General features: G+C 60.7%; 25 protein-coding genes. 14 read left to right on the top strand and 11 right to left on the bottom strand.

All coding sequences use genetic code 11. The features are described 5' to 3' along the window. Positions 1 to 67: 67 nt before the first annotated feature. The 7 genes from LIX15_RS17180 to LIX15_RS17150 all read left to right on the top strand — a co-directional run bounded on the left by LIX15_RS17180 (position 68) and on the right by LIX15_RS17150 (position 4804). Complete coding sequence (locus LIX15_RS17180) at positions 68 to 979, top strand: twin-arginine translocation signal domain-containing protein (protein ID WP_227774493.1); 912 nt, start codon at positions 68 to 70, stop codon at positions 977 to 979. 60 nt (positions 980 to 1039) lie between these two features. Then, a complete protein-coding gene (locus LIX15_RS17175) occupies positions 1040 to 1939 on the top strand; it encodes an alpha/beta hydrolase (protein ID WP_227774492.1) in 900 nt (299 codons plus the stop codon). Positions 1940 to 2011: 72 nt separating this feature from the next. Beyond that, positions 2012 to 2278: an HAH_0734 family protein gene (locus LIX15_RS17170; protein ID WP_227774491.1), complete on the top strand. Its 267-nt coding sequence runs from the start codon at positions 2012 to 2014 to the stop codon at positions 2276 to 2278. Between the two features lie 161 nt (positions 2279 to 2439). Further along, positions 2440 to 2811, top strand: coding sequence for a DUF8048 family protein (locus LIX15_RS17165; protein WP_227774490.1), 372 nt, complete (start codon positions 2440 to 2442; stop codon positions 2809 to 2811). Next, positions 2784 to 3002: a LuxR C-terminal-related transcriptional regulator gene (locus LIX15_RS17160; RefSeq protein WP_227774489.1), complete on the top strand. Its 219-nt coding sequence runs from the start codon at positions 2784 to 2786 to the stop codon at positions 3000 to 3002. The genes LIX15_RS17165 and LIX15_RS17160 overlap by 28 nt, the downstream gene beginning before the upstream one ends. A 264-nt stretch (positions 3003 to 3266) precedes the next feature. Continuing rightward, positions 3267 to 4433, top strand: coding sequence for a thiolase domain-containing protein (locus tag LIX15_RS17155; protein WP_227774487.1), 1167 nt, complete (start codon positions 3267 to 3269; stop codon positions 4431 to 4433). Beyond that, entirely contained in the window at positions 4433 to 4804 is a 372-nt protein-coding gene (locus LIX15_RS17150; RefSeq protein ID WP_227774485.1) for a Zn-ribbon domain-containing OB-fold protein, read from the top strand. The genes LIX15_RS17155 and LIX15_RS17150 overlap by 1 nt, the downstream gene beginning before the upstream one ends. On the opposite strand, the gene LIX15_RS17145 is transcribed toward LIX15_RS17150, so the two are convergent. From LIX15_RS17145 to LIX15_RS17130, 4 genes are all read right to left on the bottom strand, one after another. Further along, positions 4781 to 5719, bottom strand: a complete 939-nt coding sequence (locus tag LIX15_RS17145; protein ID WP_227774483.1) for an alpha/beta fold hydrolase — start codon at positions 5717 to 5719, stop codon at positions 4781 to 4783. The two genes, LIX15_RS17150 and LIX15_RS17145, sit on opposite strands and share 24 nt — an antisense overlap. 44 nt (positions 5720 to 5763) lie before the next feature. Beyond that, positions 5764 to 6762: a methylmalonyl Co-A mutase-associated GTPase MeaB gene (gene meaB, locus LIX15_RS17140; protein WP_227774481.1), complete on the bottom strand. Its 999-nt coding sequence runs from the start codon at positions 6760 to 6762 to the stop codon at positions 5764 to 5766. After that, the gene (locus LIX15_RS17135) at positions 6759 to 7175 is read right to left on the bottom strand and encodes a cobalamin B12-binding domain-containing protein (protein WP_227774479.1); all 417 of its coding nucleotides are present in this window, start codon (positions 7173 to 7175) and stop codon (positions 6759 to 6761) included. The genes meaB and LIX15_RS17135 overlap by 4 nt, the downstream gene beginning before the upstream one ends. 654 nt (positions 7176 to 7829) lie before the next feature. After that, a complete protein-coding gene (locus tag LIX15_RS17130) occupies positions 7830 to 8453 on the bottom strand; it encodes a hypothetical protein (RefSeq protein ID WP_227774477.1) in 624 nt (207 codons plus the stop codon). Positions 8454 to 8545: 92 nt separating this feature from the next. Between LIX15_RS17130 and LIX15_RS17125 the strand changes: the two genes are divergently transcribed. Genes LIX15_RS17125 through LIX15_RS17115 form a run of 3 tightly spaced genes read left to right on the top strand, consistent with a single transcriptional unit; the run spans position 8546 to position 10287 of the window. Next, complete coding sequence (locus LIX15_RS17125) at positions 8546 to 9133, top strand: DUF420 domain-containing protein (protein ID WP_227774475.1); 588 nt, start codon at positions 8546 to 8548, stop codon at positions 9131 to 9133. Positions 9134 to 9193: 60 nt separating this feature from the next. Then, on the top strand, positions 9194 to 9736 hold the full coding sequence (locus LIX15_RS17120) for a hypothetical protein (protein WP_227774473.1): 543 nt from the start codon (positions 9194 to 9196) through the stop codon (positions 9734 to 9736). After that, positions 9733 to 10287 (top strand): hypothetical protein, encoded by a 555-nt coding sequence (locus tag LIX15_RS17115; RefSeq protein WP_227774471.1) that lies wholly within the window; start codon positions 9733 to 9735, stop codon positions 10285 to 10287. The genes LIX15_RS17120 and LIX15_RS17115 overlap by 4 nt, the downstream gene beginning before the upstream one ends. A gap of 180 nt (positions 10288 to 10467) precedes the next feature. Here the strand turns inward: LIX15_RS17115 and LIX15_RS17110 are convergent, their stop codons facing one another. The 5 genes from LIX15_RS17110 to LIX15_RS17090 all read right to left on the bottom strand — a co-directional run bounded on the left by LIX15_RS17110 (position 10468) and on the right by LIX15_RS17090 (position 14787). Next, the gene (locus LIX15_RS17110; protein WP_227774470.1) at positions 10468 to 10731 is read right to left on the bottom strand and encodes a hypothetical protein; all 264 of its coding nucleotides are present in this window, start codon (positions 10729 to 10731) and stop codon (positions 10468 to 10470) included. Positions 10732 to 10925: 194 nt separating this feature from the next. After that, entirely contained in the window at positions 10926 to 11726 is an 801-nt protein-coding gene (locus LIX15_RS17105) for an ABC transporter permease (RefSeq protein WP_227774468.1), read from the bottom strand. Further along, positions 11723 to 12697, bottom strand: a complete 975-nt coding sequence (locus tag LIX15_RS17100) for an ABC transporter ATP-binding protein (protein WP_227774466.1) — start codon at positions 12695 to 12697, stop codon at positions 11723 to 11725. Before LIX15_RS17100 ends, LIX15_RS17105 begins: the two co-directional genes overlap by 4 nt. 42 nt (positions 12698 to 12739) lie before the next feature. Beyond that, complete coding sequence (locus tag LIX15_RS17095) at positions 12740 to 13402, bottom strand: DUF7546 family protein (RefSeq protein WP_227776923.1); 663 nt, start codon at positions 13400 to 13402, stop codon at positions 12740 to 12742. Positions 13403 to 13407: 5 nt separating this feature from the next. Next, positions 13408 to 14787, bottom strand: a complete 1380-nt coding sequence (locus LIX15_RS17090) for a heme o synthase (RefSeq protein ID WP_227776922.1) — start codon at positions 14785 to 14787, stop codon at positions 13408 to 13410. A gap of 106 nt (positions 14788 to 14893) precedes the next feature. On the opposite strand from LIX15_RS17090, the gene coxB reads away from it, so the two are divergent. The 3 genes from coxB to LIX15_RS17075 all read left to right on the top strand — a co-directional run bounded on the left by coxB (position 14894) and on the right by LIX15_RS17075 (position 17351). Beyond that, on the top strand, positions 14894 to 15679 hold the full coding sequence (gene coxB / locus LIX15_RS17085) for a cytochrome c oxidase subunit II (RefSeq protein WP_227774463.1): 786 nt from the start codon (positions 14894 to 14896) through the stop codon (positions 15677 to 15679). A gap of 134 nt (positions 15680 to 15813) precedes the next feature. Next, positions 15814 to 16677, top strand: coding sequence for a cytochrome c oxidase subunit 3 (locus LIX15_RS17080; RefSeq protein WP_227774461.1), 864 nt, complete (start codon positions 15814 to 15816; stop codon positions 16675 to 16677). A 389-nt stretch (positions 16678 to 17066) separates the two neighbouring features. Next, a complete protein-coding gene (locus LIX15_RS17075) occupies positions 17067 to 17351 on the top strand; it encodes a DNA-directed RNA polymerase subunit L (RefSeq protein WP_227774459.1) in 285 nt (94 codons plus the stop codon). 99 nt (positions 17352 to 17450) lie between these two features. On the opposite strand, the gene hisF is transcribed toward LIX15_RS17075, so the two are convergent. Beyond that, positions 17451 to 18266: an imidazole glycerol phosphate synthase subunit HisF gene (hisF, locus tag LIX15_RS17070; RefSeq protein ID WP_227776921.1), complete on the bottom strand. Its 816-nt coding sequence runs from the start codon at positions 18264 to 18266 to the stop codon at positions 17451 to 17453. A 193-nt stretch (positions 18267 to 18459) separates the two neighbouring features. Between hisF and LIX15_RS17065 the strand changes: the two genes are divergently transcribed. Beyond that, positions 18460 to 18612 carry a DUF7550 family protein gene (locus LIX15_RS17065; protein ID WP_227774458.1) on the top strand — a complete coding sequence of 51 codons (153 nt, stop codon included), beginning with the start codon at positions 18460 to 18462 and terminating at the stop codon, positions 18610 to 18612. Between the two features lie 43 nt (positions 18613 to 18655). On the opposite strand, the gene purL is transcribed toward LIX15_RS17065, so the two are convergent. Then, positions 18656 to 20809 (bottom strand): phosphoribosylformylglycinamidine synthase subunit PurL, encoded by a 2154-nt coding sequence (purL, locus tag LIX15_RS17060; RefSeq protein ID WP_227774456.1) that lies wholly within the window; start codon positions 20807 to 20809, stop codon positions 18656 to 18658. Positions 20810 to 21387 lie beyond the last annotated feature (578 nt).

Below are 21387 nucleotides of genomic sequence, written 5' to 3'. Positions count from 1 at the left end.
TTATTTTATACTATAATAGAAATAAAAATATTCAAGTAAGGGTATATCGAAACAGAAGTCGTCATCCATGACAAACGTTAACCGACGACGATTCCTCAAAGGCGCAGGCGGTACGGCAATCGGACTCACGGCACTCGGCGCGGGCAGCGTCGGCAGTGCGAGCGCACAGCGATACGGAATTCCGATCGTTTCTACGCGCGGCCACTTCAATGACGACGGAAACCTCGTTTCGGGCGAGACCCAGACGAGTTACGACACGACGGGCGACGTTCCGGGCGTCGATACCTCCTGTGTGAGTGACCTCACCGTGTTCATCCACGGCTGGCACAAGAAGGGCGACAATCCCGAACAAGATGCGAAGGATAAGTTCCTTTCGGCGAAAAACAACCTCGAAGCCGCGGGCTACAACGGTACCGTCGTCGGCTACTCGTGGGACAACGACGCGGGCGGCGGCGTTGATTACGGCTGGGGAACCGCGAAGGACGTTGCACAGCAAAACGGCGTCAAGCTCGCGCAGTTCGCGGTGTACCTCAAATACTACTGTCCGAACGCGACGCTTCGTTTCGCGGGTCACTCGCTCGGCGCGCAGGTGTTGCTGAGTTCGCTCCGCTCGCTCGACGTGACGGACTGGTGGAACAACAACGGTCACGAGGTGTACTCGACGCACCTCCTCGGCGCGGCGACGGACAACGAAAAGCCGACGCAGGAGTCGATGACCACCTACAACGCCATCACCAATCAGACCGCGGCGACGTTCAACTACCACAGCCACGACGATAGCGTGCTCAAGTGGGTGTACAACACCATCGAGTTCGACCAGGCGCTCGGCGAAACCGGCTACGAGAGCGGCAACACGCCCGCGTCGAACTACAACGAGTTCGACGTGACGTCACAGGTCGGGTCGAACCATTCGGGCTACCTCGACAACCTCGGGGACGACATGGTCTACCACATGAACAACGTCCCGTACTACGACTAACCGGGTCACGAGCTTCGTTTCCTCGATTTAGAAATTCTGACGACCGACCACCAACACACCATGACACGATTCACTCGCAGACAGTACCTGAAAAGCACAGCAGTAACGACTGCAGGAATTGGCCTCCTCGGAACCGCCGGACTTGCATCCGCACACGGTTATTCGGTCATCTCGACCAGAGGTCACTACAACGGCGACGGCGACCTCAAATCCGGCTACTCCGTGCTGGATTTCGAGACGGACGGCACCGTCCCCGGCGAGGATACCGCCTGCGCCGACGAACTGACGATTCACGTCCACGGTTATGACAACGACGAGCAGGGCGCGCTGAACAACTTCGATGAGGCCTACCACAACCTGACCGGCGCGGGCTACGGCGGCGAAGTCGCCGGATTCTCGTGGGATTCGAACGCCCCGAACAAATACGACCCCGGCGATTGGGGCGGGTTCGGCACCGGCCAAGAAATCGCACAGCAAAACGGCTACGCCCTCGCGCAGTTCGCGCTCAACTACAAATATCACTGTCCGAACAGCGACTTGCGAATCACCTGCCACTCGCTCGGCGCGCAGGTCGTCCTGAACGCGCTCCGAATTCTCGACGTGAACGACGACTGGGACAGTGGCTACTACCGCTTCTCCAGCGTTCACTTCCTCGGCGCGGCACAGGACAACGAGGCTCCGACCAAAGAGTGGTCTGAAACCTACTACGCCATCCTGAACGAAACCGTCGCCACGTTCAACTACCACAGCGACGACGATAGCACGCTCCAGAACCTCTACTGGCCGCGAGAGTTCGACCGCGCGCTCGGTGAAACGGGCTACGAGAGCGGAAACGAAATTCCGAGCAACTACAACGAATACGACGTAACGTCGCAGGTCGGGTCGAACCATTCAGGCTACATGGTCAACTGCGCGGACGAAATCGTCTACCACATGGCCAACGACTCCTCGTACAGTTAATCCGCCGCGAGCGAGGCTCCTCGCGCCACCCCCTTCGAAGCGCTTAATTGACCGCCTTCCGAATCGTCGGGTATGAAGCGGCTCATCATCCACGGGAACCCCGGCATTCGCAAGAACGCCATCATCGAATACGACGACGTAGAGCAGGTCTGCTTTTCCGTCACCAGACAGGGCGACTGGCACGGCCCGGACGAACCTCAACTCTGGTGCGTCATCGGAACCGAGGACGAACGGGAGGATTTCGAGACGCGGAACTTCATCCCTCACTGGCTCGACACGGAAGCCATCGACGCCGAAAACGTCGAAGTAGTCAAACACGCCGACGAACTCGCGGTCTGACGCGACCCAACGCCACTCCTTTTATTTTCTCCATCTCTCGCCCTTCTGTCAGCTTCGCTCGTCGTCTCGACTCCCCCATCTCCAATCGGGATTCCTCGACTGGTTTCGCTTCCCAATCTCGTCGCGGACGAGGAACAAATCGAATCGCGTTCGCGCCACTCGTGGTCGATGTACCGATACCAGCGGACAGTATCACCGACGTTGCAAACCGTCACGGTGTCAGCGACGATGATCTGACGGAAGCAGTAGCGATTTACGATGACCTCATCGACGGTGCAGACGCCATTCACGCGCACTACGTGAGTCAAAACAACGAAAACGTATCACCAATCGTCGCCGAGGATGGACTCGTCGAACTCATTTTCGTGGATTCGAACTACTGGACACGGATGGCGGAGCGACTCGACATCTCGAAATCCGCGGGCGAGGCCGCAAAGGAGGTTCATGCGGATTATGCCCGAAGGCTCGGCGCCGACGAGTGCTTTCCGCCCGCGATGCGCTCGTCATGCCGTCTCACGTCCTTTCCGGGCTGATTCGTTCGGGGCTGTCCCGACGACAGGCCGAGACACAGGTGCTACGAATGGAGGGAAAAACGCAGGCAGAAATCGGCGAAGAACTGGGATTGGGAACTGGAACGGTCAAATCCCACTGCCACCGCATCGACGCGAAAGTTCGGGAAGCAACGAAACTGCTCGAACTCGTTGAAAAGGAGGGAGAACGGTGACCGAAAGTCGAGGCGGCAGTCGCGTTCGGCGGCCTCTACCAGTCGCACTTTTCAACCGACGGAACTGGTCGTAATTTCACCGCGGAGTAAAAACCGCGTTTTTACACGAGAACTGTTCTCATTCGTATATTCACGAAAGATGTATCGGTTCAAAACTGACCGTTCGGGCAATTGTACTCGAAAGACGGCGGACGAAAACCGCCGAAATCCGCCCTGAAATCGAAAGGAGTGGCTTTCTTAACCGCGCCGGTCGTAGGTTCAACCATGACAGGCGTTCGGATTGCGGGAGTCGGTTTGACCCACTTCGGGAAGCATCCCGAACGGACGGGCAGAGACCTCTTCGCCGAAGCGAGCGAGCGCGCGTTCGCCGACAGCGAAGTACCCCACGACGACATCGAAGCGCTCTACTACGGGAATTTTATGGGCGAGTTGGCCGAGCATCAGGGCCACCAAGGGCCGCTGATGGCCGAGGCAGCGGGGATTCGCGCACCCGCCACGCGCTACGAAAGCGCGTGTGCATCCAGCGGAGTTGCGATTCGGCAGGCGGTCAAGGACGTTCGAAACGGCGAGGCGGACGCCCTCCTCGTCGGCGGCGCCGAGCGGATGAACAACCTCGGAACCACGGGGACCACGGAGGCCCTCGCAATCGCGGCGGACGATCTCTACGAGGTTCGGGCCGGAATCACGTTCCCCGGAGCCTACGCGCTGATGGCCCGCGCGTACTTCGAGCAGTACGGCGGTTCCAAGGAGGATTTGGCTCACATCGCGGTCAAAAACCACGAGCACGCGCTGCCGAACGAGCACGCCCAGTTCCAGAAAGAAATCAGCGTCGAACAGGCGCTCGACGCGACGATGATCGCCGAACCCCTCGGCCTGTTTGACGCGTGCCCGATTACGGACGGCGCGTCCGCCGCCGTCCTCGTCAGCGACGAGTACGCAGAAGAACACGGACTCGACGCGCCGATTTCCGTCACGGGAACCGGACAGGGCGGCGACCGGATGGCGCTCCAAGGCAGGAAGCACCTCGCCCGCTCTCCCGCCGCGGAAGAAGCCGCGGAAGAGGCTTACGCCGAGGCGGGCATCGACGCGGGCGACGTTGACGTGGCGGAAGTCCACGATTGCTTCACCATCGCGGAAGTTCTCGCGCTCGAAGCCCTCGACTTCTACGCCCCCGGCGAGGGAATCGGCGCGGCCCGACGCGGCGAAACGACCCGCGACGGCGACCGCCCCGTCAACCTTTCCGGCGGTCTGAAGGCGAAGGGCCACCCGGTCGGCGCGACCGGGACGAGCCAACTGGTCGAGATGACGCGCATCCTCCGCGGCGACCATCCGAACAGCGATTCCGTGCCGGACGCGAAAACCGGCGTGACGCACAACGCGGGTGGGACGGTCGCCAGTGCAACGGTTCACGTTTTGGAGGTGGATGAGTGATGAGCGAGCATGCAAACACGGGCTACGACGAATGGCTCGACGCGATTGCCGAGGGAGACGCCTACTATCTCGAATGCGGAAACGGCCACGGATCGCTCCCGCCACGTCGAATCTGCCCCGAATGCGGCGCGACCGACCTCGAAACAACGCCGCTTCCGGAGACCGGAGCCGTCGAAACGTACACCGTGGTTCATGTCCCGGCACCGTCGTTCGCGGACGACGCGCCGTACACGACGGCGGTCGTCGATTTCGGCCCGGTTCGACTAACCGGCGTAGCCGACGACGACGTGGAAGTCGGCACCGAAGTGTTCGCAAAAACCGGTGAGTCGGAAACGACCGGGAAGCGCCTACTGCGGTTCGAGCGGCGCTAGTTCGTCGAACAGCACGTCCAAGAACGGGCCGGGGTGTTCGACGTGCGGGAGGAGTCGCGCCTCGTCGAACACGATGAGACGCGTATCGCCCTCGTCCGCGAGCGTTTCGCCGTAGTCAAGCGGTGTGACTTTCGCTTCTCGACCCCAAACTAAAGAAACGGGAACGTTCACTTCCGCGAGTTCCCCGCCGAGGTCTGCGTCCGGGTTCAGGTGCCCGGAAACGAACGACGCGGGTGCGAATCTCGCGCCGGGTTGATGGGCCGTCTGCCACTCGAACTCCACGTCCTTTTCCGTGTACGACGCTTCGCTGAAGTAGCCGTCGCGCTCGTTGAATCGCCGAATCGACCGCTTGCTGGCGAGGGCGTTGAACAGCGCGGTGCCGACCAGGGGCGAGCGCAGCAGTGCGCGGAGCCACCCTCTCTTCGGGCCGGTGTTAGCGGTCGGGCAGATGAGTTCCAACCGCGAGAACGCGGCCGTCTCGTTCTGCACGATGGTCGCGTAGGAGCCCGAAAGCGACGACGCGATACAAATCGCGTCGTCGGTCATGTCCGCCGCAAAATCGGTGACGAACGAGATATACAGCGATGCCGAGTAGTCGATTGGCGGACGTGAGGAACGACCGAATCCCGGCAGATCGGGCGCAATGACGTGATACTGGGTCGCGAGCTGTTGGAAAATCTGCTCGAATTCCTTGTTCGTCGCGGCGGCGTGAAGGCCGTGCAGGAGAAGTACGTCCGGATCGTCCGGGTCGCCCGCCTCGGTGTAGGCGATGTCGAACCCTTTCCAGCGGTAGGTGCCCTGATAACCGTCCAGGGGAGGTTCCAGCGGTTCCGCACGCTGTGACAGCGTCTTGTTGACGAGCGCGGCCAGTCCGATTCCGCCTGCCGTCCCAGTAACGAGTCGTCGGAGTTTCATACGTAGACAGGCGGGCCGGATTGGTTTATCCGTTGTGCCAGAAATCAGTCGTGTACGCAATCTTCGATGGGCGAGATTACGTCGGCGGCGACGGAATAGGGATCAGTTTCGCGGTCGAAAACTGCTTCGACCAGTTCCGTCATGCCGCCGTGCGACTCGATTTCGTCGGCGACGAGTCGGTTCGCATCCTCGCGCAGGAGCGCTCGGATTTCTTCGGCGTAGCGTGTGCGGGCTTTCGCTTCGAGCATTCCGGTTTCGTCGAGCAGTTCGTGGTGTTCATCGAGGAGGGCGACGAACTCCTCGACGCCGTCGCCTTCCTTCGCAACCGTCTCGATGACTTCCGGCGTCCAATCGTAGCCTTCCACGTCGTCCCCGAACTCCGGCGTCGGTTCGTGGCCGCGCATGTGAACCATCTCTTTGAGGTCGGACACCGCGCGGTCGGCACCGGGGAGATCCGCCTTGTTCACGACGAACACGTCGGCGATTTCGAGGATGCCCGCCTTGAGCATCTGGACGTTGTCGCCGCTTTCGGGCGGCACCAGCACCGCGACCGTGTCGGCGGTCTTCACGATGTCGATTTCGTTCTGACCCGCACCGACGGTTTCCACGATGATTTTGTCCTTGCCGAAGGCGTCCAAGGCTTTCACGGCGTCCGTCGTCGCGGTGGAGAGGCCGCCGAGACTGCCACGGGCGCTCATCGACCGGAAGAACACGTCCATGTCGCCGACGTTGTTCGCCATACGAATCCGGTCGCCGAGGACGGCACCGCCGGTGAAGGGCGAGGACGGGTCGATGGCGATGACTCCGACCGTCTCGCCGCGGTCGCGGTAGTAGTTCGCCACCTTGTCCACGAGGGTCGATTTGCCCGCACCGGGACTGCCGGTGATGCCGATAACGTCTGCGTGGCCGGTGTGGCCGTGGAGTGCCGAGACGAGGTCTCTGTAGCCCGGGTCGCGGTTCTCGATTTTCGTGATGACGCGCGCGAGCGCCCGGTGCTTTCCCGCGAGGAGTTCGTCCAACAGGTCGGCGTGCTGTGCGCTCATCGTTCGGGCGCGTTTTCACGGACGAACTCGATAGTCTCTTCCATCGGCGTGCCCGGACCGAACACCTCCGCGACGCCGAGTTCCTTGAGTTCTTCCTTGTCGTCGTCGGGGACGACGCCACCGACGAGGATGAGGGTGTCTTCGAAGGCGTCGTACTCCTTGAGACCAGCGACGATTTTGGGGACGAGCGTGTCGTGTGCGCCCGAGAGGATCGAGATGCCGAGGACGTTCACGTCCTCTTGGACGGCGGCCTGTACGATTTCGTCGGGGGCGTTGTGGAGTCCCGAGTAGATGACTTCGAATCCGGCGTCGCGGAAGGCGCGGGCGATGACGTGTGCGCCGCGGTCGTGACCGTCGAGACCGACTTTTGCGACGAGACAGCGAATCGACTGCGATTCCTGATCTGCGCTCATACACACCCCTTCCCCGCGTTCGGGTTTCACTTTAACGGAAATACGTGTGAAATCGTAGTTGTTAAAGCACAAGTCGGGTTGCGAGAATAGATGAGTGAAAATACTGGGAACAATGCACCAGTTCGACAAACCACAGTGGCGCGCTGGCACAAGGCCGAGGCGTTCACCTCCGAAGGCCTGTCTTGATAGCGTGCGAGGTCTTCGTGAGCGACGGCGGAGTTCTCGTGAGCGACGCGAACGAGAGCAGGGGAGACCGTGTCTCTTCCCGTGCGAGCGAATGGCTCATCAGAGCGTGCCGCTGATGGTGGATGACCAGAACGAACGCAGTGAGCAAAGGAATCGGTTGGGAGGCGTGTGGCGAACGAAATTTCTTCGAAATCTCGATTGCGAACGGCCAAGCCGTGAGCGCGGTGCGGAGGTTGTTTGCGGTATGATTGGTGTCGTGGTTTGCTCACTCCAGTTTGATTCGATTGTGTCGAACAAATCACGACTCCAAACGAAGCCTGCGAAAGACTCGGTCTTTCGCGGTACCGGAAAACCAGCGGTTTTCTGTCGCTCGAAAACGCTTCGCGCTCGTGGAAACGCGCTGGCGCACCCAGACCGGCTGAGTAAGCAGTCTATGTCACCCTGCTGTCAAAATAATAGAAACGATTTCTACTCTTTTTCCAGCCACGACTCATCTATGTAATGCCGACCGATGTCAACGGATTTCGAGAGCAGATAGAATCCGACGAGCGAAAGGAACTGGAGTGGATTCGATTCCACTGCCTCCGTAAGGTTTCCGACCACGTCGATACTCATCAGATCTAGAAACACACCGACAGCACCGAGCAGTAGGATAGCGATGAGAACGGACTCAGAACTAGGCAATGCCGACCGGGGATTCTCCCAGAATCTCGGCTTTTTGCTCGTTTCGCCGGAGGGTGGGTAAGACGACTCCGGCCCATCATTCCCCTGCGAATTTCCGACGAACATCACGCTGGCGATGATGGCGATGTTCACGAGGAGATTCGAAAAGACGCCAGCGCCGACGATTTCGAGGTAGATTCCGATGGAACAACTGACCGCGAGAACGACCACAGCAACGCGTTCGATTCGGGATTCCGCGTCGGTCAGCGAGACGAGGGCGAAGGTCACGCCCGAGAGCGGAACCAACAACCTGAGGAGTTGTCTGGCGATGTCACTGCCAGTCAGGAAAATAACGCCCGCGAGCAGGAGCATCAGGACGAACAGTCCGGCCAGTATTCGATTGGAGGTGATTTTCTCCGACCCAAACATCAATGTTCGTTGATACTCTAAGGAGGGTAATAATCCTACGGTGTTGTCGGAAAAGCGAAGCCACCTTACCGTATCGCTCCCAACCCCCGCACATGGCCACGGCGAACGCACGGCAACGCGCGCGGGAGAGTCCGGTGAAGGTGACGGCAGTGCTCTCGGCAATCGGGTACGTGCTGGTTCTCGGCACCTTCGCGGGCGTGATTCCGATTTACCCGGACATCAGCATCGAGACAGTTAACCTACTCTCGGATGCCATCGCGGTCGTCAACAGCGTGGCGACGGTTTCGCTCGTGCTCGGGTGGTACTGGATTCGGAAAGGACAAATCAAAAAACACCGCGCCGCGATGCTGACCGCCTTCGGTCTCATCATCGTCTTCCTCGTGTTGTACCTGACGAAAGTCGGCGGCGCGGGCGGCGAGAAACACATTCTCGTGGACGGGTTCCCGTACTATGCCTACCTCATCATGCTCGCAATCCACATCGTCCTCTCCGTCGTCTCCGTGCCGGTCGTGCTGTTCGCCCTCGTTCTGGGACTGACCCACACTCCAACCGAACTCAAGGGGACAGCCCACGCGAAAATCGGACGAATCGCGGCCTCAGCGTGGATCGTCTCGCTCGTCCTCGGCGTCGTCACCTACGTGATGTTGAACCACATCTATCACTGGGAAATTCCGGCGTAGCGCGATGGATTCTGTCGAACATACGTGATTTTAAATCGTCCCGCGGCGTTGCTTCCATCGATGCGGGACGAGTGGAGCGTTCGAACCGAACGAGCGACGTTTTTGATGCGCGACGGTGAGCTGCGGGTTCGAACGACTCCTTCGAGTGTTTTCAAGGGACTCTATCGCCAGAAGTGGCGACAGGCGAGTGTCATCGGGCGGGGGTTATTTTTGTTCTCGCTCGTCGGAACCGGGTGGGGAATAGAGCGATTGGTGGGCACGACACTGGGCGACGGGCCGGACGAATGGCTCCCGTTCGTGCTCCTCTGGGCCGGGTTCGCGTTCATGGCGTTCGGGTTTTTGATGAATATATATACCCGAAACGTCCGAATTCCGATTCGCTCCATTTTGGACGTCGAACGAAACGCCGACGGTCGGGCCCTCCACGTGACGTACACGGAGTCGGAGGCTGTCGAAGAAACGGAAATCAAGTTCTCCTCGGAAACGAGCGCCGAAAAAGCGGTTGCAGAACTTCGTTACAAGGGGATTCGCGTTTCGGAATCGAACCACGAAGCGACAGCACAGACGACAGATTCCGAGACCGAGGAAGCGGTCGAGCGATGACTGCCCGCGACACAGTGCCGACGGAAGGAGGGAAATTCATCGTCCAGAGCGGCCACCTTCGGGTTCGAACGACGCCCCGGGGCATCGTTCGAGCGCAGTATCTCGACAACTGGAAAGGGCAGGACAAACTCCAGCGTGGCTGGTTTATCTTCACGAATATTTTTGCGACGATAACGCTCGGACAAATCGTTAATGGGTGGCTCGGCTTCTCCGGAGGACTGCTGACGGTCGGATTTGCTTTCTCGGCCCTCCTCATCCACGTCGTACTTTGGCTTCTCAAATCGGCGAACGGACGACTCCGGGAGGGACTTTCCATTCCACTGCGAACCGTCCGCGAAGTCGAACACAAGAGTAATCCTAGGAAACTCGGAGTCGTCCACGGCGAGTTCGAGGACGTAGAAACCACGGAAATCAAATTCCCAACAGAATCTGACGCCGAGCAGGCCGTCGAACTGCTTCGGTGGAAAGGGATTCGAATCGCGGAGGTTAGAAAAGAGAAGACGAATCTGCGAACCGAAATCGACCGAGAATTGGAGAGAGAAACGGCGTGACCGATTCCACGGAATCGGTCACGGTTTAGGTCGGCTTTGCTTTCAGTTTCGCTACCTCAATTTCGTTCCATCTCGTGGGTTCGATACTCCTTCCCCGTCATCATCCCCTCGATCTCAAGGAGAGTGTGAGCCGCCGTTCGAACTCCGATTCGGAGATATTTCCGAGGGCGTACTCGCGTCTCAACATCTCCATCGGTCGGAGTCGTCCGGGTCGTCCACGGCGGTAAATTGGCCCGAATAGCCGGACGACCGCCGCGAGGATGATTTTCGGGGGTACTCCTTCGCCGAGTTCACGTTTCCGATGAGCGAGAGATACACGGCCCAGAGCGTGACGAAGGTCAAGATAGCGGCCCCGAGGCTGAGTCCCGCCCAAAACGGGACGAGGAGGAGAAACAACAGATTCGCCGCACCCATACTCGCGGCCATCACGAAGAAAAACAGCATGCTAACCGACCCGGAAGCAACTGCCAGCAGAAACCGACCGAGGGCACTGTCCGGCGTGTAGTGTTCGATGAGCCGATGCCATCGGCGAGTGTTCGACTACGAAGAGGATGGAGTATCCATACGAAATTCCGACATCGCGGAACGATATTCGCTCCAGAATTACTTATAACTAAACGTAATCGAGAGAACCGAACTCAGTCCGTCTGCGGAATCGCGCGCGCTCCGGCGGCGAAGAACACCACCGACAACACTACTAGGACGACCAGATTGATGAGCCAGCCATCGAACAGGGAAGACTGCCCGACCACCGCAACCGATGGTGCGTCGTAGGTCAACTCCCGAACGCCGCGGGCGAAGTAGGTCAGCGGCGAGAGGTTCATCACCGGCCGGAACCACTGCGGCAGGAGGTCGGGCGTGACGAACGTATCCGACAGGAAGAGGAGTGGAAGCGCAATCGCGTTGCTCGCCGCGATGACGCCGTCCTGCGACCCTGCGAAACTCCCGAGGAGCGCGCCGACGCCGCAGAACAGCGCGACGGCGAGCGCGACGAAGACGGCGAGCGCTGGCAGCGCTGCGAACGAAACACCCGCGTTCGTCACGAGCGCCATCAGCGCGAGGATGATGAGGCCCGCCAGTCCGATGATGACCACGTTGACGAGCGTGTGCGCAAGCAACCACTCCGCCCGCGTGAGGGGCGTCGTCGCCAACTTTTCGTATCGGTTCGACTCGCGGTGGCGAGACACCGAGCTGCCGACGCGCGAGAGGGGCGTAAACAGCACGACGACGGCGAGATATCCCGGCAGGTAGTATGCAGGCGGTTCCGCGAAGATGCCACCGCCAGACCCGCCGTCACCCGGATTAGTCTGCACCAGCACCGCGAAGATGAGGATGAGGATAACCGGGAAGAAAAACGTGAAGAAGACGGCGGTGCGCCGCCGGAGGAACGACCGCCACGCCGCCCCCGCCTCCGCCCGCACTCGGCCAAGCGAACTCATTGTTCGCCTCCCGAGCTCGCGCCCGCTCCAGAATCTCCGCCCGCACCCACAATCGCCGGCTGTCCGGCTTTCCGGGTTCCTTCCGGCCCGAGCGATGCGCCCGTCAGCCGGAGGTACACGTCCTCCAAGTCGGGTTCCGTCCACGTCAGTGCCTCGTACTCTACGGCGCGGTCATTCAGTTCGGAGACGACTTCACCGATGTCGGCGGGCGTGACGCCGTCGAACATCAGTCCGGATTCGGTTTCCTCGATCATGAACCGCGTCTCGACGGTGGTCCGACGGGCGTCGGTTTCGACCACGAGTCGGCTCTCGCCGCCGTGCTCCGCGACGAGCGAATCGGGCGTGCCGACGGCGACGAGGTCGCCGTCGGCCAGCAGTCCCACGCGGTCGGCGAGGCGTTCAGCCTCTGCCATGTAATGCGTCGTCAGGAAGACCGTCGTCCCGCCCTCCGCGAGGTCTTCGACCAACGACCAGAGCGCGCGCCGTCCGGCGGGGTCGATTCCCGTCGTCGGTTCGTCCAGAAAGAGCACGTCGGGGTCGTTGACGAGCGTGGCCGCGACGCAGGCGCGTCGCTGCTGTCCGCCCGAGAGGTTCTCGTACCAGGTGTCGCCCGTGTCCGAAAGTCCGACGTCGGCGAGCGCTTCGTCTGGATCGCAGGCGTCGTCGTACAGCCCAGCGTAGTAGTTGACGAGTTCCCGCGCGGAAAGCCGCGCCGGAGGGTCGAAGGATTGGGGAAGCAGGCCGACCCGCGATTTGTCCACGTCGGCGGGCGGCGTTCCGAGGACGGAGACGTCTCCCTCGTCGGGCATCGTCGTCCCCGTCAGCGCCCGAACGAGGGTGGTTTTCCCCGCGCCGTTCGGCCCGATGAGCGCGAACACTTCGCCCGCGCCGACCGAAAGCGAGACGCCGTCCAGCGCGACGGTGTCGCCGTATCGCTTTCGGAGGTTCTCGGCGACGAGTGTGTCGGTCATAGGAGGAGGTTGCGCTCGTTCGCAGGTAAGGAGTTCGATTCCTCACCGAATCGTCGGCCGCCAGTATAGCAGGGCGACGGTGACGACGAAGACGACGGTCGAGATGTCGTAGGACCCCGACGTGGCCATCGTGGCGAGTCCCGATCCTGCCCCGGCAATTCCCGTGACCAGAGAGGCGACGACGGGCCACGTGCAACTCACGCAGGAAAACAGGCCGAGGATGCCCGAAATCGCAGACCCCGCTGCGTCCAGCACCGTCGCGTAGACGAGGTACGCGAGGGCGAGATAGCCCACCAGTTTGAACGGGAGAATCGACAGACGAAGCAGGTCGCCGCGGTAGAGCAGTGCCGGACCCCATCCCGGCGGAAGCCACGCGATTCGGAAACCGCTCGAAGATATTCCGGGCATCGGTTGAGTGACGCTGAACAGGCCACCAGCGTAGCCCAAAACGAGGAAATACACGACCGCGACGGCAACGCCGACAATTTTGTCGCGGTCGCTGCGCGAGATTGGATTCGTCTTCCACACCGCGAACAGTGCGACGTTTATCCAGACGAACGGGTAGAGCAGGTATCGAAGTTCGCCACCCGAATAGTTCGACGTGGCGAAGTAGTAGATGAGGGTGAACAGTTCGGCGTTCAGCACCACGGCTCCCCACAGCAGGGTTTCACCGCTCGGCCGGAATCGCGCGAACTGGGTGCTCATAGTACTCATACTACCAGTGAATCGACGACGATTGCGACGAGGAGCGACCCGAGGTAGGCGTTCGAGGCGTGGAACGCACGGAAGGCCGCCGTCTCGTCGCGCTCGTGGTGGAGTCGCACGACCGCCATCAGGAACACCGCACCGAACGCGACGGTCGTAATCGCGTACAGCCAGCTAAGGGTCGTCACGGTGGCGAGAATGCCCGCCGAGAGGAGAGTCGCGCCCAACCACAGCAGGATGTGTTTTCGGGTTTCCGCTTCCCCACGGACGACGGGCATCATCGGGAAGCCGCCGCGCGCGTAGTCGTCCTTGTACGCCAGTGCGAGGTTGTAGAAGTGCGCTGGCGTCCAGAGAAAGATGACGCCCGCGAGGACGAGCGCCGGAAGGCCGACGTCGTTCGTGACGGCGGCCCAGCCGATGAGCGCTGGAAGCGACCCGGCGAAGCCGCCGATAACCGTGTTCTGCACCGTGTTGGGTTTCAATAGGAGCGTGTAGACGACGCTGTAGAACACGATGGCCGTCAGGCCGAAGACGGCGACCAACAGGTTGACCGAGAGGAAGACGGCCAGCGAAGCGATGGATAGCAGAACGCCGAACGCCACCGCGTTTCGAATCGGGATTTGGGACGTCGCCGCGGGGCGATCCGCGGTGCGGTTCATTCGCTTGTCAACGTCGCGTTCGAGGACGTGGTTGAACGTCCCGCTTGCGCCGATAGAGAGAACACCGCCCGTCAGGGTTGCGACGACGGTGCCGACTTCGAGGTTCTGCCCCGCCGCGAGCGCCATGCCCGCCGAGGCGACGAGGCAGAGGAGCCACATCAGACGCGGTTTCATCAGTCGGAAGTAGGCGTAGGCGGTCGCGCCAATTCCGGAAAGGGATTCCGGGGTGGGCGACCCGGTTGTGGGTTTCTGCTCGACGCCCATCTCGACCGGGCCGTCCTTCTCATCGGGTTCGAGCGTCCACGCGAGAGCGAGGACGATGCCGGTGAAGATGGCCATCGCGATGAGGAGGTGGGTTGCCGTGAGGACGCTCGTCGCCGTCGTCGTCGCGGCCAGCGCGCCCAGTCCTATTTGAACGGGGTACAGCACCGCGGCGACGGCGAGTGAAAATTGTACGCGCTTGCGCGAGTCGCGAAGCCACGCCAACAATGTCGTGGCGAGGAGCAGGATGCCAACGACGAGCGCGACGACGCGGTGTCCCCACGCGATTGCGAGTTTCGGGTCGTCCAAGGGGACGACCCATTGGCCGTTGCAGGCGGGCCACGTCGAACAGGCGGTTGCGGCGTCGGTGAGCGACGTCGTTGCACCGACGACGACGAGCAGATAGACGCCGACTGCGGTTGCTGTCAGCGCACGTTCGAACCGATCGGAAGAGAGACCCTGCAATGCCACCGTTGTGCGACGGTTGTGTTCGCGCGTACTTAGACCATCCGACTTCCCGCGGCGACAAAGACAGCACATATTTATGGGCCGTTTCCTAAGTCTAGCGCATATGGATTCCAAGCGGATAGCGTTCGTCTCGGTGCTCGGCGCGGCGCTTCTTTCGGTCGCTGTTGACCCCGTGCTGGCACAGGGTTACAGTTCGACGACCGAGGAACTCATCCAGACGCTGAACACCCAGTTGCTGTACGCGGCGATTCCGATCACGTTGCTCGTCGAGGGTATCCTCATCTACACCGTGTGGAAGTTCCGCAACAACGACAACCCGCTCCCGACGAAGGAGAATCGTCGCCTCGAAATCACGTGGACCGTCGCGACCGCAATCGTCCTGCTGTTCGTCGGCTACGCCTCCTACGGCGTGATGGCGAACGAGTACGTCACCACCACTCCGGAGGACGCACAGGAGATGGAAGGAAACGCGGTTGAGGTGGAAGTCGTCGCGGAGAAGTACGTCTGGACCTTTAACTACGAAGGTGAGAACGTTTCCACCAGCGGAACGATGGTGATTCCGGAAGACCGACCGGTGTATCTCAACGTAACATCGACGGATTGGCTACATTCACTCCACGTTCCGGAACTCGGCCTGAAACAGGACGCCATCCCGAACCAGCACAACGTCATCAAGACGGAGGCGACCGAAACGGGCACCTATCAACTCTACTGTGCTGAGTACTGCGGCGTCGGCCACTCAGAGATGCTCGGCGAAGTACAAGTCGTCTCCCAGAGCGAGTACCAGCAGTGGCTCCAAGAGCAGCGCGGAAGCGGTGAGGGCGGCAACGGTTCCGGCGGCAACAGCAGTTCTGGCGGCAACGCGACGACAACCACTGCGTCGGCGTAACTCGCTTTTTTATCCGTTCGTCCTTTCGATCCCTCGTTTCCAGCGATTGCGTTGCTATTTGGCATCCGAAACGTTCCGGGTCCGCCGAAGGGTTTTGGGTGCATTTTTAGTAGTCGGCCCGTAACCCTCTCAGTATGACGGTAACGGACGATTCGACAGAGGAGCACGGCCATCACCTCCCGGCCGTCGAGGACTGGCCGAAAGGCTTTGGCGAGGCGTCGTGGTGGCCCTTCATCACCGCCGTCGGTGGAGCAGGGTTCTACATCGGTGCCGCGCTGTTCGTCCTCGGACACGGCGGAACCAACCTCGTCGGGCCGACCATCGGTCCGGCGGTGTTCATCGCCAGCACCGCTGTTTTCCTCGCTGGCCTGTACGGCTGGGTGTATCACGCGTTCGTCAAACACTTCTGGAGCAGGGATTCGCGGGAAGCGGGCGTTAACGCACTTCGCTGGGGGATGATTGCGTTCCTCGGCTCGGAAATCGCGACGTTCAGCGCGGGCTTCGTGTATTTCTTCTTCATTCGCGCGGGGGCGTGGCCTCCATCCGGTGCTGAGCTACCGCCTCTCCTCGGGTCGCTGGTGGTAATCAACACGGCGCTGCTGGTCTTGAGTAGTATCACGCTCCACTGGGCGCACGTCGAACTACGAAGGAACAACCGGAGTCGCTTCCTCGCTGGACTCGCCGCGACGCTCCTGCTCGGAGCCATCTTCATCGGCGGACAGGTGTACGAGTACTACGAGTTCATCGTCCACGAACACTTCACCTTCACGGGCGGCGTGTTCAACAGCGCGTTCTACGGCCTGACCGGCCTGCACGGCATTCACGTGACGATGGGTGCGGTTCTCATCGGCATCGTGTTCGTGCGCGCGCTCTACGGACAGTACTCCGCGGAGCGCCACCTGTCGGTGAGCACGGTTTCGATGTACTGGCACTTCGTGGACGTCGTCTGGATTTTCCTCGTCGTCGTGCTGTACGTCGGCGCGGAAGTCCAGTTCTAAACCGCGATTTTCCCGTTTTTGCCTCGATTGGTGAACGACGAGTTTCTGCGTTCTCGAATCCTCGAACAGCAGTTCGCGCGCGACAGAGTAGCCTTGAAAACAGCAAATGGTCAAGCCTTCTGGACGCGCGGCGAGGACACCTGCGCCAGCGGTCGGCGCAGGTGTCCGAGCGCCCGGGGAGGTCAGGGGACGAAAAGGGCGAGTACGCCCAGCGGTCGGCGCACTCGCCCGCATGCGGTGGCGGTTATTTGTTGTCGTGATTTGTAGTCAAGAGAGCGAACGCAGTGGTTCCGTCTGAAGGCTGACGGACTCCAGAGCATGGTAAATAATATCCCAACTGTAACCCGTGCTTCGCAAGATTGAAACGCGACAACGAAGAACCAACACGCATGGAACTGCGGGTTATCGAGAAGAGCGACACCGAACTCCAGCTAGAAATCGGGGGCGAAGACCACACGTTCATGAACGTGCTCAAAGGTGCGCTCCTCGAAACCGAGGGCGTCGCGGCGGCTACCTACGACCTGAATCCCGAACAGTCCGGTGGCCAGACCGACCCGATTCTCTCACTGAAAACTGAAGATGGCACCGACCCACTGGACGCGCTGGAATCCGGCGCACAGAACATCAAAGACAAGGCGAACGCCTTCCGCGACGCGTTCACCGCCGCGGCGTAATCGGTAGCGCATCCGTTTTTCTTCGCTTTCGATTCGACAGTCGAGCGGCCGTCAAATTCGGATTCGAATTACAATCGAATAGACATCGCTGGCACCAATTTACAACCGAACCGGGACGTCACGCTCCGCGAGGTACTCCTTGACTTCTCGAATCGAATATTCGCCGAAGTGGAAGATGGAGGCGGCAAGCGCCGCGTCCGCGTTCGCATCCGTGAACACCTCGTAGGCGTCTTCCGGGCCGCCACAACCCGACGAGGCGATAACCGGCGTCGAAACCGAATCGCAAACCGCCCTCGTCAGCGGCACGTCGTAGCCGTCTTTCGTCCCGTCGGCGTCGATGGAGTTGACGAACAGTTCGCCCGCGCCGCGGGATTGGGCTTCCTTCGCCCACTCGACAACGTCGATGCCGGTTCCTTCCCGGCCGCCTTTGACCGTGCACTCGAACCAGCAGGATTCGCCATCGACCTGCTCGTAATGCTCGCCTTCCTCGTCGAATCGCCTGCGCGCGTCCACGCTGATGACGATGCACTGGCTGCCGAACGCCGTCGCGCCTTCCGTCACGAGTTCCGGGCGCTCCAGCGCGGCGGTGTTGATAGAGACTTTGTCAGCGCCCGCGCGAAGGGTTTCCTTGATGTCCTCGCGCGTTCGGATGCCGCCGCCGACGGTGAGGGGAATAAATACCTCGTCGGCCACGGCGGAAACCACGTCGAGCATCGTCTCTCGACCGTCCGCGCTGGCAGTGATGTCGAGGAAGACGAACTCGTCCGCGCCCGCCTCGTTGTACTGCCGGGCCATCTCTACCGGGTCGCCGGTATACTGCAAGTTCTCGAAGTTGACGCCGGTGTACACCGCGGGGTTCCCGTCGTCGTCCAAATCCACGTCGATACACGGGATGATTCGCTTCGTGAGGGTCATTCGATGGGCGGGAGTAGGGTGTCGGGCGTCAAAAGGAACCGGATTACGGGCAAGAATTGGACTCGCTTCGAACGAATCGGTCACCGGTCTCGGTGAGTAACCTACCTTCGAATACATTGGTTGCAGTTCCCGACTCCCACATCCGTCCCCGAACACCGATACACCGAAGTACCGGGCAGACGGACGCAAAAACATGAGCGGTCACGAATACGAACCCGGAGAGGTAGAACGAGTAACGTCCCCGATGCAGAAGTTCACGATGAGCCAAGTGACGACCGGCCTGCTCGTCACCGTCGTCGGACTCGCAGTCGTTTTCGGAATTCCACTCCTGCTGTTCAGCCCGTAGAAACGCGCGTTTTTTGTCCTTCAAAAGGGATAGGAGCGACCGCTCAGTCCAGTTCTCGGACGAGCACGTTTCGCAGTTCCCCAATCTCCGCCGCCGACCGGCGAAGCGTTTCGTCGTCCGTCTCGATTTTCAGCGCCCCCGAATCGTCCGCGGTCCCGAGTTCGGTGACGGGGGTGACACCGGAGAACGCGCGGGTTACGGCTTCCGGACTCGTCGTCTCGACCACTGCGCGACCCGGCAGTTCGCTGAACAGCGATTCCGCGGAGTCGGAAAGCGAAACCGACGCGCCCGCGCTTTCGGAAACCATCTCGGCCAGCGTCACCGCGAGGCCGCCGTCGCTCACGTCGTGTACCGCGAGCGTTCCGTCCTGCGTGGCGACCTCGGAGAGTGCAGAAACGATTTCGGACGCGTTCTCCGGTAGTTCGGGGAATCGGTCGGTTCCGCCGACCTGCGCCAAATATTCCGACCCGCCGAGTGCGCCCTTCGGTTCGCCGACCAGCAGTAGCGTTCCTTCACCCGAAATCTCAGCCGGAGGGGCGTCATAGTCGGCAGTCGTTCCCGTCATCGCCAGCGTCGGCGTCGGCGGAATCGGGCCGCTCGCGGAGTCGTTGTAAAGCGAGACATTCCCGCCGACGACCGGAACGTCGAGTTCGCTGCACATATCCGCGAGACCGTCTACGATTGCCGTAAAGCCGCCGTACACGTCGGGGTTTTCGGGATTGCCGCCATTAAGGCAGTCCACCGCCGCGAGCGGCGTCGCACCCTTCGCGGCCAGGTTCGTCGCGTTTTCCAGAGCGACCGCGCGAGCGCCGTCGTAGGGCGCGGTGGTCGTCCAGTGGGGGTTCGCGCCGGACGAGAAGGCGAGGCCGAGTCCGGCCCGCCGAATCGCCATCACCGCCGAATCGTCGCCCGGGGCGGTCGCGGTTCGGGTTTGTACCTCGTGGTCGTACTGGCGGTACACCCAGCGTTTGCTCGCGCAGTTCGGCGACCCGACGACCGCCTCGAACGCCTCGACGAGGTCGAAATCGGGCAGGTCGCGGTCGGGTTGCGTCGGTTCTTCAGCGGGGAGGTCGTTCATCGGCGCGCCGTCGCCGATGAACTCGGCGGACACGTCCACGACCGTCTCGCCCTCGAACGTGCAAACGTAGTTGCCGTTGGTCACGTCGCCGATGACCGAACAACCGAGGTCGTACTTTTCGGCGATATCCGCAACTGCATCGACGTTTTCGGGTCGAACTTCGTAACACATGCGCTCTTGGGACTCCGCGAGGAGGATTTCGAGCGCGTTCATGTTCGGTTCGCGCTGGTGGACGCGATCGAGTTCGATGTCCGCGCCGAGACCGCCTTTGGCCACAAGTTCGCTGGACGCGCCGCCGAGTCCAGCCGCGCCGAGGTCGCGGGCCGACTCCACGAGGTCGCCGTCCACGAGTTCCTCGTTGGCCTCGATGAGCAGTTTCTCGGTGTAGGGATCGCCGACCTGCACGGCCGGACGGTCTTCGGTTTCGGCGTCCTCCGAGAGATCTTCGCTGGCGAAGCTCGCGCCGCCGAGTCCGTCGCGCCCCGTCGCGTTGCCGACGAGAACGAGTTTGTTCCCCGGTTTCTGCGCGTTCGCCGTGACGAGTCGGTCGGCAGAAAGCAGGCCGACGCAGGCCACGTTGACCAACGGATTGCCCTCGTAATCGGGGTGGAACTGCGTGCTTCCGGTGACGGTCGGAACGCCGATGGAGTTGCCGTAGTCCGCGATACCCTCCACGACACCTTCCAGAAGGTACCGGGAATGTTCGCGATCGAATCCACCGAAGTAGAGGCTGTCCGCGAGCGCGATGGGGTAGGCACCCATCGACAGCGTATCGCGGACGATGCCGCCGACGCCCGTCGCCGCGCCGTCGTAGGGGTCGACGTAGGACGGGTGGTTGTGGCTCTCGATACCCATCGTGATGTACGTGTCCTCATCCACGCGGCCATCGTCGCGAGTGGAGTCGGAGTTGACCGACGGAAGCGCGACGACCGCCGCGTCGTCACCGGGGCCGATGACGACAGCTTCGCTTTCGGAATCGAACGCCGACAACAGCGGGCGCGACGAACGATAAGCGCAGTGTTCGCTCCAGAGGTTCTCGAACAGCGTTTCCTCGGCTGGAGTCGGGTCGCGGCCCAGTTCAGCGACGACCAGTTCGCGGTCGGACTCGGAGAGACTCATTCACTGTTCTGTACAGACAGGGCAGATTAATGCCTTTCCATATGCACGAATGTGTAGGGATTCGTGCAACCGACATAAGTCGCCCATCTGACAGTATTCCGAGAGGATACCGACTTCATTCCAAACAAAGTCGGAAACCGACTGCCTCTCGCCACCGTCATGAGGTCAGAGTAACCAACGGGTAGATAAATGATAGTTTTACGGGTAATTTTAGACCTTTCTGACATCAATCATCCGGACTATATCGGATTTCGATACCCGTGTATCTGAATAACCAACCAGTGGCTGCAATTTGATAGTAGTCCTGTTCTTATAACTGAATTAGTACTTACGAAGGCGAGAAATATCATATGCATGCGCGACAGTCGCTCCGGAAGTGAATGTGGCTGTCAGAATACCCGACAAAATGCCAAGTACTGCAAGTTGAAGACTAACATGCTCTCGAACTAATTTGATAAGCGGAGACCGAGCTGAAACTGGTTCTTCAATCGCTGTTTGAAGCCGCCATAACTTAGTTCTGCTAGGTTTTTGCAACCCTACAATTTCTTCTATCTATACTCCTTCTCGACCTCGTAAAC

The organism is Haladaptatus pallidirubidus (assembly GCF_020700235.1).
Taxonomy (GTDB): Archaea; Halobacteriota; Halobacteria; order Halobacteriales; family Haladaptataceae; genus Haladaptatus; species Haladaptatus pallidirubidus.
The sequence above is the reverse complement of the archived record's forward strand: the minus strand, read 5'-3'. Positions and strand labels throughout refer to the sequence as shown.